This window comes from Albimonas sp. (assembly GCF_055129145.1).
In genome coordinates this window covers 1-14,353 of the sequence record NZ_JBSRTQ010000112.1, presented here as the reverse complement: position 1 = coordinate 14,353, position 14,353 = coordinate 1, and the positions used below count along the sequence as shown (strand labels likewise).

The following is a 14,353-nucleotide window of genomic DNA, read 5'->3' as shown; positions in this document are numbered from 1 at the left end:
GCGCTCGCCCGCGCCGGGCTGCCGGCCGAGCAATTTCCGCTGGATCGCTACCCCCATGACCTCTCGGGCGGGCAACGGCAGCGGGTGGTGATCGCGATGGCGGTGGCGCTGCGGCCGCGGCTGCTGATCGCGGACGAGCCGACGACGGCGCTGGACGTGACCACCCAGGCGGTGATCCTCGATCTGCTCAAGCAGCTGGCGCGGGAGGACGGTGCGGGGCTCCTGATGATCACCCATGACCTCGCGGTGGTGGCCGACATGGCCGACCGCATCGCCATCATGAAGGACGGCGAGGTGGTGGAGACGGGGCCGACCGCGCCGCTTTTCCGGGCCATGGCGCATCCCTATACGCGCGCGCTCTTCGCCGCCTCCACCCACCGACCGGTCCGCGACCGTCATCCGCTGGGCGAGCAGGTGCTGGCGGTCGACGACGCGGTGCGCGACTACCGGCTGCCGCGCCGCAGCCTGTTCGGGCCGCGGCGCAGCTTCCGGGCGGTGGACGGCGTGTCGCTCGCGATCCGGGCCGGGGAGAATGTGGGGCTGGTGGGCGAGAGCGGTTGCGGGAAATCCACCCTGTCGCGCGCCATCCTGGGGTTGGAGGGGTTGCAGGGCGGCGCGATCAGTCTGGTCGGCCGCCCGTTCTCCCCCGCCGCGGCGCCGGAGATGCGGCGCGACGTGCAGGTGGTGTTCCAGGACCCCTATGGCAGCTTCGATCCGCGCTGGAAGGTGGCCGACCTGGTGGCCGAGCCGTTCCATCTGGTCCGCCCCCGCCCGCCGAAGCCCGCGCGCCGCGCCCGGGTCGAGGCGATGCTGGAGGCGGTGGGCATGAAGGCCGAGGACGCGGACCGCCATCCCCACCAGTTCTCCGGCGGCCAGCGCCAGCGCATCGCCATCGCCCGGGCGCTGATCACCGAGCCGAAGCTGGTGGTGCTGGACGAGGCGGTGTCCGCCCTCGACGTGTCGGTGCGGGCGCGGATTCTGGACCTGCTGGCCGGGCTCTCGGACCGGATGGGGGTCAGCTACCTGTTCATCAGCCACGATCTGCATGTGGTGCGCGCGATCACCGACCGGGTGCTGGTGATGAAGGAAGGGAAGATCGTGGAGACGGGCGAGACCGAGACGGTCTTCGCCGCCCCGCGCCACGCCTATACCCGCGAATTGCTGGCCGCGACCCCGGATCTGGAGGCGGCGCTGGCGGCGCGGGAGGCCGCCAGTGCCTAGTTTTCGGCCCTTAGGCGGCCGATTTTTCGCGAATTGGCGCGGAAGAAGAGCCTTTCACAAGCTGAATCGCACCAATGCAATCCGACCTGTTGTGGTAGCCCTCGCCAGAGTTGGCGATTTTCAGGTTGTTGGCGGCATATAGCGTCCAACGCCAATAGCCGTTTGCATCTTTGTAGAGCCAATAGAACATTGGCTTCTCCTATAGTTTCGCTTTCATATCAAACGCTACCAACGGAGAGCTTGACCAGATCGACGTAACCTGATTCAAGAAGTGTGCGAGCAGCACATGCCCTCAGCCGGCGAGTGTTACGCAGGGCGCACGACTGGTACTCGTGCGCCCTTTTCCCGTTTAGGGCGACTCGCCCTGAGTCGGCAAGCTAAAAATCTATATATGGTGGTTCTCAGGCCTCGTTCCCTGATATCGGGCAGAGCAAACCAGATGCTGATTCAATCAACCGAGAGCCTACAACACCTGGATACTGAGTTCTTTTCCGTCAGGCGACCCGAGCCCGCCCGTCGGCCAGCCGCCAAACCATCCCCTGTCGCGCGAGCCGCACCCGGTCCGACGCGGCGGCGGCGAGCGCATCGCGGGTCTCCAGCGCGTCGTCGTCGAGCTCGGGCTGGTGGTGGTAGAGCAGCGTGCGCCCAACCCCGGCGCGTGCGGCGAGCGCGATCCCCTCCTCCAGCGTCGAATGACCCCAGCCGCGATGGTTGTTCAGTTCCGCTTCCAGATAGGTCGCGTCGTAGAGCATCAGCGCCGCGCCCTGCACGAAGGCCGCCACCGCGGCGTCGATCTCCCCGTCGCCATGCTCATGATCGCCGATCACGCAGATGTCGCCGGCGGCGCTTTCCACCCGGAACCCGCAGCAGCCGCCCGGATGGTTCAGTGCGATGGTGCGAACGCTCAGACCCGCGGCCTCGATGGTCTCGCCGGGCAGAAAACTCGCCCAGGCCACATGCGCGGCCCCCAGCGGCTTGATCGGGAAATAGGGGGGAGAGGCGAAGCGGCGCAGCGCCTCGCGGGTCTCGGCGGGGTCGGCATGCAGGCCGCAGCGCAGGCGCAGGCAGGCCTCGGTCTGGTAGAAGGGCGCGAAGAACGGCGCGCCGACGATATGGTCGAGATGAAGGTGGGAGATCAGGATCTCCGCCTCGGCCGGTCGATCTTCCGCCGCCGCTTCGCGGGCCAGCGCCTTGCCGAGATCGCGCGCGCCCGAGCCCAGATCGATGACCAGCGCCGTGGGGTCGAGCACGCCGCCGCGTTCGCGTCGGATCTCGAAGCAGATGGTGTCGCCGCCGAAGCGCGAGCGCCCGGCGCGCCCGGTAGGGGCCGAGCCGCCGACCCCCCAAAGCGTCAGGCGCAGGGTTTCGGACGGGGGCTCGGCGGCCTCGTCCGTCATGCGCCGGCCGAGGTCGCGCCCGCGCCCGAACCGGATGCGGAGCCGGCGCGCATCCGGGCGAGCTCCATCGTCGTGCGTTCCAGGCGCTGGGCGAGCGAGCGCGACATTTCGATCGCCATCTCGGGGAATTCGCGCAGCAGCCGAAGCATGCCCTCGCGTTCGAAGAGCAGGGTGCGCAGCTCTCCGGTGGCGCGGACGGTGGCGGTGCGCGGGGTCTCGCACAGCATCGCCATTTCGCCGAACACCTCGGACTGGCCGAGCTGGGCCACCACCGAGGACGAGCCGCCGAATTCCACGATCACGTCGGCCTTGCCGCTGAGGATCAGATAGGCGCTGTCCGACGTCTCGCCCTGGCGCACGATCAGCTCGCCGTCGCGGAAGGTGCGGTCTTCGCCCATGAAGGCGAGCAGGCGCAGACGCGAGGGATCGACGCCCTGAAACATGGGCGTGCGCTGCAGCGCGTTGACCTCTGACTCGAATTTCACCCCGCGACCTCCCCGTAACGCGCCGCCTGGACACTATCAGCCGGCATCCGAACCCCCGTCAACTCCACCTGCGCCGTCGGTCGACCTCGCCGACGGCCCGCGACCCTGGCTCACATGGCCGTTCGCGTCGACCCGGATCACATGTTCGGCCTGTTCCGCGCCCGCATCCGAAGCCGCGCCCCAGACCACCGCGCCTGCGTCCGTCTCGGACCGGACCAGATCGCGCAGCGCCCGGTCGGGGCCGCTGTCGCTCATCGCCAGACCGTCGAGCACCACCGCCGAGGGCCGCTTTATAAGCGCCCGCGCGATGCCGAGCTTGCGCCGCTGCAGGGCGTTCAGCGCGATGCCGTTCTCGCCGAGGCTCTGGTCGACGCCGGCGCGCAGGATCAGGCCGCGCAGGCCGCGCTCCTCGACCAGCGCGTCGACCTGGGCCTTGAACGGCTGCCAGCTGTCGCGGCGGTCGACGCGGGTGGGTCCGAAGAAGATGTTGTCGGCGATGCTCATCGCGGGGTGATACGCCTCGGGATCGAAGGCGGCGAAGCGCGGATCGTCCTTCAGGGCGGCGCGCACCACCGGGCGGGCGACGAGCAGCGCCTCCACCCGCTCCGATTCCCGCATGACGCCGAGGCGGTAGCGGGCGGAGCAATAGCTGAAGGCGATGGCCAGCATCCGCGCCTGTTCGTGCCGGTTCAGCCGGGCCGGGCCGCGCTGGCGCGACTTGCGCAGGATCGCCTCGATCGCCGGCGTCTCCGCCCGCGGGAACAGGCCGTAGCGCTTGAAAAGATCGCTGTCGGCCGCGACGCCCTCGAACAGCGAGATCAGCGTGCCGCAAAGGTCGAGCCCGACCTCCACCAGCATCACCCGCACCCCGGCCTCGTCCAGCGCGCGCAGCACGGCGCGGTCGCCGGCGAAGTCGGCCCAGCTCAGCGCGGGGTCGAGCGGCAGGCCGAAGAACAGGTTCTCGGCGATGTTGGCGTTGGCGGCGTAGGCGGACTCGTCGAACACGTCGATGAAGTCGCTGCGCATCTCGGCCAGCGCAGCGGAGCGCGCGATGTGGCCGCGCAGCTCCAGCAGCTTGTCGGCGAGCGGGGCCTGTCGGCTGATGTCCAGCCGGCAGCCGAGGCCGACGGTGTAGAGGTCGTCTTCCATCCCCAGCCGGCGCACGAGGGCGAGCATCCGGGTTTCGACGGCGTCGAGGTCCTCGTAGCCGGATTCCTCGGCGTCGATCCAGTTGTCCTCGGTGTCGTCGTCGGGCGCGCCGGTCAGCTGCGCCTCCTGTCCGCGCATGTCGCGCTCGGCCGAGTCGATGCGGGCCACGGGCTGGAACATCAGGCCGTGCAGCAGGTTGGTGCGGATCGAGCCGGTGAAGATCCGCGGATCGGCCGGCACGTAGACCGCGGCGCGGTAGAGCACCGGCGTCGCCGCCGACCAGCGGCCGGGCGCGTCGTCTACCAGCCCCGACAACGCCTGCAGCAGGGCCGAGCGGGTGGCCGCGTCCTCGCACACCACCGCGGTCATCGAGCCCTTGGGCACATGAACTGACACCAGCCCGGTCAGCCCGTCCACCGGCGCGTCCTTCAGGGTCAGCGCATGCTCGCCGACGGGGGCGCGGTCGAGCAGGGGCTCGGGCTCGCCGTCCTCGTCGAAATTCTCCATGATCGAGGTGTAGCGCGCCCCCATGTCGGAGAAGTCCTGGTAGAAGCGCAGGAGCTCTTTCCACGGGGCGGCGAGGTCCTTGTAGGCGATCAGCACGGCGGTGAGCGCGCCGATGTTGAGGGTGCCCTGGATCACGAAGTAACCGCCGATCAGGAAGATGAAGAACGGCGTCAGGTGATTGGCGACGTTGTTTACGAACTTGATCAGGAACTTCAGGATGAAGATCCGGCGCCGGATCTTGTAGTTTTCGTAGAGCTGGCGCGACACGATCGCCATGTGCCAGCGCCGGGCGCGCAGGCCGCGCAGCTCGGTCGCGGCATCGATGCTCTCGTCGATCTCGCGGGCCATGGCGCGGATATTGGCCAGGCGCACGCGGATCATCGCCACGACCTTGCCCTGCAGCTTGGGGATCAGCCAGGCCTGCAGGGGGTAGAGGCAGAGCGCGGCGAGCCCGATATAGGTGTTCTGCGCCAGAATGAAGCCGAGATAGACGAGGAAGCTGCCGCCCTGGCTCAGCGGCGTGGCGAGGATCGCGCCGATGAAATCGCCGATCGGGGCGAGCTCGGCCGAGATCATCTGAACCAGCTCGCCCGGCGAGGTGGTGCGCAGACGGCTCAGCGGCCGGCCCATCACCCGGCGGAACAGGTCGAAGCGCATCCGGCGCAGCATCCGCTCGCCCAGGATGCCGCGATGCATGTTCTGGATGTATTTGATGACGTTGTTGGCGGTGATCGCCGCCAGATAGGCGAGACACAGCGCCACCAGGTATTCGACCTGGTCGAAGCTCCAGCTCATCCACTCGCGCGGGAAATTCTCGCCGCCGATGGCGTCGTTGATGATCCGCTTGGGCAGCTCCAGCGAGATCCAGATGATCGGAAAGCTGAATAGCGTGAGGACGAGCATCATGATCTGCTCGCGCGCGGAATGGCGCCAGACGAAGGTCGTCATCTTCTCAGCCATGCGTGTCCGATGGACCTCCGGCGCCGCGTGCCGCAGGGGAAAGCCCCCGGCGCGCTGTGGACATTACCGATACGTGACAGGATGAAAAGCGCAATGCGCACACGCGGCGCTTTGCGGGGACGGGGTTGGAATTTCGGGGCGGGTCGCCGTCCGCGGGGGCGGGGGCGGGGCGGCTCAGGCGGCCGGGTCCGGCTTCGCCCCCATTCGCCGGATGCGCCGGCGGCGGAACGCCAGAAGCGTCAGCCGCCGGGTCGAGGTCAGCGCCGCGCCGACGTCCCGCTGCGCCATCACCAGCGCCGGCGTGACCAGCAGCACCAGGAAGAAGCCGAAGCCGAGGCCGAAGCACAGCGTGATCACCGTGGGCTTCAACGACTGCGCCTGGGACGAGGTTTCGAACAGCAGCGGCGCGAGGCCGAGCACCGTGGTCAGCGTGGTCAGGGTCACGGCGCGGAACCGGTCGCATACCGCGTCGATCAGGGCCGGGCGCAGGGCCCGCCTGCGCCCGTATTCGTCGATGGTGGTCACCAGCACGATGGAATCGTTGATGATGATCCCCGACATGCCGATCAGCCCGACCACGGAATAGAGCGTCATCGGCGTGTCCATCCAGATGTGACCCCAGACCGCGCCGACCAGCCCGAAGGGGACCACGGCCAGCACCGTCAGCGGCCGCGACCAGGACGCGAACACCCAGGCCAGCACCAGATAGATCCCGGCGATGGCCATGGCGAAACCGGCCTCGGCGTCGGCGAGGAACGCCCGCTCCTGCTTCGCCAGCCCCGACAGGTCGTAGCGGATGTCGTAGCGCGCGGCGACGTCGGGCAGGATGCGCTCGCGCAGCGCCCGCTCGATGAAGGCGGCGCGGTCGGCGTCGTCTTCGGCAAGCTCCCCGGTCACCGTCACCGACATCACCCCGTCCACCCGGCGCAGCATGCCGAAGCCGGGGCGGGACGACGCCGTGACCAGCTCCGACAGCGGCGCCCAGTCGCCCGAGGGCGTCCGGATCCGGGTGCGGGCGAGGAAATCCGCGGAGAGCTCGTCCTGCGGCAGGCGCACGGTGATCGAGCCGGTCCGCCCCTCCACCGCGAATTCCGCCGCCTTCACCCCGGTCAGCCGGTCGCGCAGCACCTTGCCGATCGCCTCCGCGGTCAGGCCCTGGGATTCGCCCAGCGGCGTGATCTCCAGCAGCAGCTCGGTCTTGTCATAGGCGAGGTTGTCCTCCAGCGCCGAGACCTCGGGGTAGACCGTCAGCGCCTGCCGCACCGCCTCGGAGGCGGCCTTCAGCTCCTCCGCCGCAGCGCCCGACAGCTGGATGGAGATCGAATCCTCCCCCGGCCCGCTGGCCATGCCGCGGAACGACACCACCTCGGTCAGGGGCAGCCGGGGGATGCGCTTCTGGACTTCGCCAAGGAACTCCCAGGCCGAATAGGGGCGTTGGTCGGGGTCGGTCAGTTCCACCGACACCGAAGCGAGCTGCCAGGCCTCCTTGCTGTCCTCGACCGCGAGGCCGCGTCCGGCGTTGCCCCCGACCTGGCCGAGCGCGAACAGCACCGGGTTGGTTCCGTAGCGGGCCTCGAATTCGGCCCCGGTCTCCGTCACCGCCTGCTCGACCAGGCGCATCTGGGCGAGCGTGTCCTCCCGCTCCGCCCCCGACAGCATGGCGATGTTGCCGGTGATCGAGGTCTGGTCCGGCTCGTACCAGAACCGCCAGGGCAGCGCGCCGGTCTGCAGCTGGGCGACGGCGAAGGCGAGCAGCGCGAAGGCGAGACCGAGCGCGGGCCAGCGCAGGCGCACCACCCAGCCGACCGCGGGCCGGAAGGCGCAGTCGCGCAGCGCGTCGAAGCCGCGATTGACCCGGGACGAGGCGATGTCGGCCCAGTCCCGGCCGCGCCGTCCGTCCCGGGCGCCTTTGCCCAGCGCGTGGCGCATGTGGTTGGGCAGCACCAGCAGGCTTTCCACCAGGCTCGCCAGCAGCACCATGGCGACGACGACGGCGAGCCCCTCCAGCATCTTGCCGAAGCGGCCGCCGATGGCGAGCAGGCCGGTGAAGGCGATGGCGGTGGTCAGCCCGGCCGAGATCACCGGCGCCGCCATCCGCTTCGCCGCCTGCTCCGCCGCCGCCGCAGGGCTCAGGCCCCGCCTGCGGGACAGGTCGTCGGCATGTTCGCCCACCACGATGGCGTCGTCGACCACGATGCCCAGCGTCAGGATCAGCGCGAAGAGCGTCACCAGGTTCAGGCTCAGCCCCGTCGCCCACATCATGCCGGCGGCGAACAGCAGCGACACCGGGATGCCCGCCGACACCCAGATCGCGGTGCGGGCGTTGAGGAACAGGAACAGCACGCCCAGCACCAGCGCCATGCCGAAGACGGCGTTGTCGAGCAGCAGCGCCAGCCGCGCCTTCACCACGTCGACGCGGGTGGAGACGTAGTCGAAGCGCACGCCGGCGGGCAGGGTCGGGGCCATCGCGTCGGCCACCGCGCGCACCTGCGCCATCATCGCCACCGCATCGCCGGATTCGTTGCGGTTGACCGCGACCACCGCCGCCGCCTCGTCGCCCACGTAATAGCGGCGGCCGGTGCGGGCGCCCTCGTCCTCGATCATCGCGATGTCGCGCAGGCGCAGGCGGTCGCCGTCGGCGGCGGCGCCGACCACCACGTCGCCCAGCTCCTCGATCGTGCGCCGCTCGGCCCCGGTGGAGACGCGGGTCCCCGCGGCGGTGCGCCCGCCCGGATCGCTCTGCGCCGCGTCGGACACGGCGTCGGCCACGTCGGCGATGGTCAGGCCGTGGCGCACCAGCTCGCGTTCGGGGACCGAGACCCGGACCGCATGCGGCGGCGCCCCCAGCAGGCTGACCCGGGCGAGGCCGGCGGCGCGCAGCCGGTCGGCGAATTCCGAGGCGAGCCGCCCGATCTGGTCATGGTCGACCGGACCGTGCAGCACCACGTCGGTGATCTTGTCGGTCCACACCACGCGCTTGACCACCGGGCGTTCGATGCTGCCGGGCAGCCCGCTCACCGCGCCGACGGCGGCGGAGACCGCCTCGCCGGCCGCGCTCATGTTGGTCCCGGGCTCGAAGTCGAGATAGATCGTGCCGATGCGGTCCTTGGCGGTGGAGCGCAGGCTCTCCAGCCCGTCGATCTCCTGCAGCGCGGGCTGCAGCAGCGAGATCACCGCGCCGTCGACCTGGTCGGGCCCGGCGCCTTCCCAGATCGCGTAGACCTGGACCCGGTTGGTGACGATGTCGGGGTAAAGCTGGGTGCGCAGGTTCTGCGCGCCGTAGAGACCGAAGAGCACCATAAGCGCCATCAGCAGGTTGGCCGCAGTGCCGTGGCGCACGAAATAGCCGAGCACGCCGGGGCGGCCGGAAAGGCGCGAGGGGGGGCGGAAGGCCATGCCGGCTCAGCCGCCGTTGGCCGGCGCGGCGGGGGGGCCGCCGCGGGCCGCCTCCAGCCGGTCGACCATCCCGCGGGGCACGAACGGGTCGGCGAGCCGGTCGAGCAGCCGGCTGCGGGCGTCGGCGCCGAGCTGCGCGTCGGCGCGGATCTGGTCGGCCAGCGCCGCCCGCCGCTCGGCGCTGAGCGCCACCATGTCGGCGCCCTCCGCCGGCGTCGCGCTCCCCGGCGTCGCGCCTCCCGGCCTGGTCTCGCCGCCGACCACGCCCGGCGTCGGTGTCCCGGCCCGCTCCGCCGCGCGCATCGCCTCGGCCCCGGTGGCGGCGACCCGCGCCTTCACCCCGGGGCCGAGCTGCGGCTTGCGGATCGCCACCAGGCGCGCGCCCCAGGGGGCGTCGGTTACGATCAGCCGGTCGCCCTCCCGGCGCAGGACGGTGAGCTGGCGTTCCTCCAGCCGGTCGTCGGCGTTGACCACCAGGACCCGGCCGTCCTCGGTCGCGGCGGCGGCGGGGATGGCGGCGACGTCGTTCAGCGCCGGCTCCTCCAGCGTGACCGAGACGAAATCGCCCTCGCGCATCAGGGCCCCCGCCTCCGGATCCAGCCGGATATAGAGCGTGCGGCCGGTGCCCGCGGTCCCGGTGGCGGCGCCGGCGCGGACCAGACGGCCCGAGGCGAAGGCCCCCGTCTCCTGCCCCGCGGCCTGGGCCAGCGCCACGCGGGCGGTCAGCGGGCGCAGGCGGCCGGCTTCGTCCACCAGCCGGGCGAATTCGGCGTTGGTCACCCGGATCGCGGCCTCCAGCCGGGTCAGGTCTACCAGCGCGCCGAGCTTTTCGTTGACGTTCACGCGCCGGCCGAGCACGGCGGAGACCTCGGTCACCAGCCCGTCGAAGGGCGCGTGCAGCACGGTCTCCTCCAGCGCCCGGGCGGCGTCGGCGCGGGCGAGGCCGGCGCGCGCGAGCTCGATTTCCGCCTGCGCCGCGCGGGCCACCGCCGTCGCCTGGGACTGCTCGCGCGCGATCACCTGCTGGTCGGCGGCGGCGAGCGCCAGCTGCGTCACCTCCTGGCTCGCCTCGGTCCCGATCCCGCGGCGGGAGAGATCGGCCTGCCGGCCCGCGGCGCTCGCCCGCAGGTCGCGCTGGGCATGCGCCGCCTCCAGGTCGCGCCCGGCCAGCGTCACGGCGGCGCGCGCCGCGTCGAGCTCGGTTCGCGCCTCGTCGAGCGCGATCTCGGTGCGGCGCAGATCGGATTCGGCGTCGGCGGGGTCGATGCGGAACAGCACCTCGCCCTCGCGCACCGCGCCGCCGTCGAGGAAGCCCGGCGACATCTCCGACAGGATCCCGGCGCGGGCGGGACGCAGTTCGAGGCGACGGGCGCTCTCGATCGCGCCCCAGGCGCGCAGCTCGGGGCGCATCCGGCCCGGCGCGACGCTGACCACCTCCACCGCGAAGGACCGCTCGGACGCCGCGCCGGGGCGGTCTCCGGTGCGCTCGGGCGTCACGCTCGCCACCTCCATCCGCCACAGGCCAAGCGCGACCAGCCCCAGGGTGAGGACGGTCAGCAGGGCGCCGATCAGGCTGCGGACGAGAAAGCGCATGAAGTCTCCGGTCGCGAGGGGCCTGCCGAGTCGGCGGCGCCTCGCTTTCTACTCCTTGCAGGCGGCTCGAGGCGACAGTGGGGCCGGACCTGCGCTAACGGGTAACACGCGGGGGCGCGCCGCGCGCCGTCGCTCAACTGTGCGTGAGCGGACGGCCGGCAGCCCGCGGTTGATGCGACGCCGGCTTGCGGCTAGGTCTGGGCGACGTTCCGGCCCCATCCGCCGCGCAGGAGGCCCACGCCCCATGACGCCACCCGACCTCGCCCCCGCCGCCCCGCCGCTGCACATCCTGCTCGCCGCCCCGCGCGGCTTCTGCGCCGGCGTCGACCGGGCGATCAAGATCGTCGAGATGGCTTTGGAGAAATGGGGCGCCCCAGTCTATGTGCGCCACGAGATCGTGCACAACCGCTACGTGGTCGACGGGCTGCGCGCCAAGGGCGCCGTCTTCGTCGAGGAGCTGAGCGAATGCCCCGGCGACCGCCCCGTGGTGTTCTCCGCCCATGGCGTGCCGAAATCGGTGCCGGAGGCGGCGGAGGCGCGGCGGATGCTCTTCGTCGACGCGACCTGTCCGCTGGTCTCCAAGGTGCATATCGAGGCGGAGCGGCACCACGCCGCCGGGTTGCAGATCATCATGATCGGCCATGACGGCCACCCCGAGACCATCGGCACCATGGGCCAGCTCGCCGATGGCGAAGTGCTGCTGGTGGAGACGCCGGCCGATGTGGCGGGGCTGGCGCCGCGCGACCCCGAAAAGCTCGCCTACATCACCCAGACCACCCTGTCGGTGGACGACACCGCGGAGATCGTGGCGGCGCTGCGCGTCCGCTTCCCCGCCATCGTCGGCCCCCACAAGGAGGACATCTGCTACGCGACCACCAACCGTCAGGAGTCGGTGAAGGAGATCGCGCCGCGGATCGACGCGCTGCTGGTGATCGGCGCGCCCAATTCCTCGAATTCCAAGCGCTTGGTCGAAGTCGGCAAGAAGGCCGGCTGCGCCTATTCCCAGCTGGTGCAGCGGGCGACCGACATCGACTGGCGCGCCATCGAGGGCGTGAAACGGGTCGGCGTCACCGCCGGCGCCTCCGCCCCCGAAGTGCTGGTGGAGGAGGTGATCGACGCCTTCCGCGCCCGCTACGACGTGACGGTGGAGATCGTGGAGACGGCGGTGGAGCGGGTGGAATTCAAGCCGCCGCGCATCCTGCGCATGCCGGCCTGACGGAGGGCCGGACCGGATGTTCGATCTCTTTCCAGACGCGCCAAGCGTCGAGTTCCTGCTGACCGCGCTGGCGGTGGTGGTCGCGCCCGGAACCGGTGCGATCTACACCATCGGCTGCGGGCTGACCCGCGGCCGCGGCGCGGCTTTGGCCGCGGTGGCCGGCTGCACGGTCGCGGTGCTGTTTCACATGGCGGCGGCCTTGGCGGGGCTCGCCGCCCTGCTGCACGCGTCGTCGGTGCTGTTCGACGCGGTCAAATACGCCGGCGCCGCGTTCCTGTTGTGGATGGCCTGGCAGACTTTGCGTGAGACCGGGACGCTCGCCGATCCCGGCCCGGTGGCCGAACGCTCCGTCGCCCGCATCGCGTTGCGGGGTCTGCTGATCAACCTGCTCAACCCCAAGCTCGCGATCTTCTTCGCGGCCTTCCTGCCCCAGTTCGTCGACGCAGCGGCCCCCGACGTCACCGCGCGCATGGCCGGGCTCGGGCTGGTTTTCACCGGGTTGACCGCGCTGGTCTTCGCGCTTTACGGCCTGTTCGCCGCGCGCGCGCGGGTATGGATCCTCGGCTCGGAGACCGCTCTGCGCTGGATGCGCGGGGTCTTCGCCGCCTGTTTCGCGGGCCTCGGTCTGCGCCTCGCTTTCGAAAGGGCCTGACCGCCATGGCCGACTACTTCGCCTATACCGACGGCGCCTGCTCGGGCAATCCGGGGCCGGGAGGCTGGGGGGCGCTGCTGGTCGCGCGCGAGGACGACGTGGTGATCAAGGAGAAATCGCTCTCGGGCGGGGAGCCGGACACCACCAACAACCGGATGGAGCTGATGGCCGCGATCTCGGCGCTGGAGGCGCTGGGCAAGGCGGTGACGGTGACGGTCGTGACCGATTCCAACTATGTGAAGGGCGGAATCACCGGCTGGATGCGCGGCTGGAAGCGCAACGGCTGGCTGACCGCGGATCGCAAGCCGGTGAAGAACGTCGACCTCTGGCAGCGGCTGGACGAGGCGCAGGCCCGCCACAAGGTGGTGTGGAAATGGGTGAAGGGCCATGCCGGCCACGAGGAGAACGAGCGCGCCGACGCGCTGGCCCGCGCCGGCATGGCCCCGTTCAAGCCGGCGAAGCGGAAGGCGGGCTGAGCGCTCGGGCGGCGGGGGCGGTCTCCGGCGGCGTCCGGCCATCGGGGCAGAGCAGCCGGAAGTCGATCACCGACACTTGGAAATTCGAATAGACCTTGGCGGTCCGGCAGCCCGTGGCGCGCGTCGTCGCCCGCCGAAACCCGCTCACCAACTCATCCGCAGGCACGCCGATGGCCGAGCCGAGGCGGATCGCCTGGGCCCGGTCCTCCAGCCGATAGATCACGTAGTCGACGCCCTCGTCGGCGATCTCCGTCCGCTCCGAGCCCAGGAAGCGGGGCGAGGGGGTGTTGCAGCCGGCCAGGATCAGGGCGGCGAGAAGCAGGCGCATGAGGGCGGGTCCCGATGATTGCGGCGACCTTCATCCGGCCCCCGCCATGGTTAACACCAGGTTTACACGCCCCCGCGCCCTATGGCGGTTCCGCCCAGCGGAATGGTAAGGTCCCCTGAATGAGCCGGCCCCGCAATGCCGGTGCGAACAGGGGAGGCCCGCCATGTCGCGGACGGATTACGAGACGTTCACCATCGAAAAACGCGGCCGGGCGGACTGGCTGACGCTGAACCGGCCGGAGCAGCTCAACGCCATCTCGTTGAAAATGGCCGAGGAACTGGACGAATATTTCGGCGCCCTGGCCAGCGACCGCGACACCCGCGTGGTGGTGATGCGCGGCGCGGGGCGCGCCTTCTGCGCCGGGCTCGACATCAAGGAGCGCTCGGGACGCAACAAGTCGGACGAACCTTTCGGCGGCGGCTTCGGCTTCCAGGGGCTGCTCGCCGGCGTCTACATCAAGATGCGCCGTTGTCCGCAGCCCATCGTGGCGCTGATCCAGGGCCCGGCGGCGGGCGGCGGCTTCGCCTTCGCGCTGGCCGCCGACATCCGCATCGCCGGCGAGACCGCCAAGATGAACGCGGCTTTCATCAAGCTTGGCCTCTCGGCCTGCGACATGGGGGTGAGCTATTTCCTGCCGCGGCTGGTCGGGGTCTCGGTGGCGTCGGAACTGATGCTCACGGGGCGTTTCATCCACGCGCCGCGGGCGCTCGCCACCGGACTGGTGTCGGAGGTGGTCCCCGACGCCAAGCTCGAGGAGGTGGGCGAGGGCTATGTGGCCGACATGCTCCGCACCTCGCCTATGGGCCTGCGCCTGACCAAGGAGGGGCTGGGCCATGCGATCGACGCCGCCAGCCTCGAAGCCGCGATGGCCATCGAGAACCGCAACCAGGTGCTCTGCGCCCAGAGCCCCGATTTCGCCGAAGGGCTTCGGGCGTTCCTGGAAAAACGCGACCCGGTCTATACCGGCTGAGCG

The 14,353-nt window shown here is 70.7% G+C and carries 12 protein-coding genes; 5 read left to right on the top strand and 7 right to left on the bottom strand.

Going from position 1 to position 14,353, the window contains the following annotated elements; genetic code table 11:
* Positions 1-1,221: dipeptide ABC transporter ATP-binding protein (locus tag ACTB72_RS15915; RefSeq protein WP_463037987.1), on the top strand; the 1,221-nt coding region annotated here is incomplete at its 5' end.
* A 10-nt stretch (positions 1,222-1,231) separates the two neighbouring features.
* Here ACTB72_RS15915 and ACTB72_RS15910 read toward each other — a convergent pair.
* From ACTB72_RS15910 to ACTB72_RS15885, 6 genes are all read right to left on the bottom strand, one after another.
* On the bottom strand, positions 1,232-1,411 hold the full coding sequence (locus ACTB72_RS15910; protein WP_463037986.1) for a YegP family protein: 180 nt from the start codon (positions 1,409-1,411) through the stop codon (positions 1,232-1,234).
* A 304-nt stretch (positions 1,412-1,715) separates the two neighbouring features.
* Positions 1,716-2,618 carry an MBL fold metallo-hydrolase gene (locus ACTB72_RS15905; RefSeq protein ID WP_463037985.1) on the bottom strand — a complete coding sequence of 301 codons (903 nt, stop codon included), beginning with the start codon at positions 2,616-2,618 and terminating at the stop codon, positions 1,716-1,718.
* Positions 2,615-3,103, bottom strand: a complete 489-nt coding sequence (locus ACTB72_RS15900) for a cyclic nucleotide-binding domain-containing protein (protein WP_463037984.1) — start codon at positions 3,101-3,103, stop codon at positions 2,615-2,617. Before ACTB72_RS15900 ends, ACTB72_RS15905 begins: the two co-directional genes overlap by 4 nt.
* Before the next feature lie 36 nt (positions 3,104-3,139).
* On the bottom strand, positions 3,140-5,719 hold the full coding sequence (locus ACTB72_RS15895; RefSeq protein ID WP_463037983.1) for an ABC transporter transmembrane domain-containing protein: 2,580 nt from the start codon (positions 5,717-5,719) through the stop codon (positions 3,140-3,142).
* A 174-nt stretch (positions 5,720-5,893) separates the two neighbouring features.
* Positions 5,894-9,115, bottom strand: a complete 3,222-nt coding sequence (locus ACTB72_RS15890) for an efflux RND transporter permease subunit (RefSeq protein ID WP_463037982.1) — start codon at positions 9,113-9,115, stop codon at positions 5,894-5,896.
* A gap of 6 nt (positions 9,116-9,121) precedes the next feature.
* Complete coding sequence (locus tag ACTB72_RS15885) at positions 9,122-10,708, bottom strand: efflux RND transporter periplasmic adaptor subunit (protein ID WP_463037981.1); 1,587 nt, start codon at positions 10,706-10,708, stop codon at positions 9,122-9,124.
* A gap of 244 nt (positions 10,709-10,952) precedes the next feature.
* Here ACTB72_RS15885 and ispH point away from each other — a divergent pair, with 244 nt between their 5' ends.
* From ispH to rnhA, 3 genes are read left to right on the top strand one after another with little or no spacing between them, the layout of a single operon-like run.
* Positions 10,953-11,924 carry a 4-hydroxy-3-methylbut-2-enyl diphosphate reductase gene (ispH, locus tag ACTB72_RS15880; RefSeq protein ID WP_463037980.1) on the top strand — a complete coding sequence of 324 codons (972 nt, stop codon included), beginning with the start codon at positions 10,953-10,955 and terminating at the stop codon, positions 11,922-11,924.
* 16 nt (positions 11,925-11,940) lie between these two features.
* Positions 11,941-12,576: a LysE family translocator gene (locus ACTB72_RS15875; RefSeq protein WP_463037979.1), complete on the top strand. Its 636-nt coding sequence runs from the start codon at positions 11,941-11,943 to the stop codon at positions 12,574-12,576.
* A gap of 5 nt (positions 12,577-12,581) precedes the next feature.
* Entirely contained in the window at positions 12,582-13,052 is a 471-nt protein-coding gene (gene rnhA / locus ACTB72_RS15870) for a ribonuclease HI (protein ID WP_463037978.1), read from the top strand.
* Here rnhA and ACTB72_RS15865 read toward each other — a convergent pair.
* Positions 13,024-13,380, bottom strand: a complete 357-nt coding sequence (locus tag ACTB72_RS15865) for a hypothetical protein (RefSeq protein WP_463037977.1) — start codon at positions 13,378-13,380, stop codon at positions 13,024-13,026. The genes rnhA and ACTB72_RS15865 overlap by 29 nt on opposite strands.
* A 163-nt stretch (positions 13,381-13,543) precedes the next feature.
* Here ACTB72_RS15865 and ACTB72_RS15860 point away from each other — a divergent pair, with 163 nt between their 5' ends.
* Positions 13,544-14,350, top strand: a complete 807-nt coding sequence (locus tag ACTB72_RS15860) for an enoyl-CoA hydratase/isomerase family protein (RefSeq protein ID WP_463037976.1) — start codon at positions 13,544-13,546, stop codon at positions 14,348-14,350.
* The last annotated feature ends 3 nt before the right edge of the window (positions 14,351-14,353 follow it).

Excerpts from the sequence above, each read along its gene's own strand:
- ACTB72_RS15895 (WP_463037983.1), bottom strand. The coding sequence starts at position 5,719 with ATGGCTGAGAAGATGACGACCTTCGTCTGGCGCCATTCCGCGCGCGAG.
- rnhA (WP_463037978.1), top strand. The coding sequence starts at position 12,582 with ATGGCCGACTACTTCGCCTATACCGACGGCGCCTGCTCGGGCAATCCG.
- ACTB72_RS15905 (WP_463037985.1), bottom strand. The coding sequence starts at position 2,618 with ATGACGGACGAGGCCGCCGAGCCCCCGTCCGAAACCCTGCGCCTGACG.
- ACTB72_RS15890 (WP_463037982.1), bottom strand. The coding sequence starts at position 9,115 with ATGGCCTTCCGCCCCCCCTCGCGCCTTTCCGGCCGCCCCGGCGTGCTC.
- ACTB72_RS15910 (WP_463037986.1), bottom strand. The coding sequence starts at position 1,411 with ATGTTCTATTGGCTCTACAAAGATGCAAACGGCTATTGGCGTTGGACG.
- ACTB72_RS15860 (WP_463037976.1), top strand. The coding sequence starts at position 13,544 with ATGTCGCGGACGGATTACGAGACGTTCACCATCGAAAAACGCGGCCGG.
- ACTB72_RS15885 (WP_463037981.1), bottom strand. The coding sequence starts at position 10,708 with ATGCGCTTTCTCGTCCGCAGCCTGATCGGCGCCCTGCTGACCGTCCTC.
- ispH (WP_463037980.1), top strand. The coding sequence starts at position 10,953 with ATGACGCCACCCGACCTCGCCCCCGCCGCCCCGCCGCTGCACATCCTG.
- ACTB72_RS15875 (WP_463037979.1), top strand. The coding sequence starts at position 11,941 with ATGTTCGATCTCTTTCCAGACGCGCCAAGCGTCGAGTTCCTGCTGACC.
- ACTB72_RS15865 (WP_463037977.1), bottom strand. The coding sequence starts at position 13,380 with ATGCGCCTGCTTCTCGCCGCCCTGATCCTGGCCGGCTGCAACACCCCC.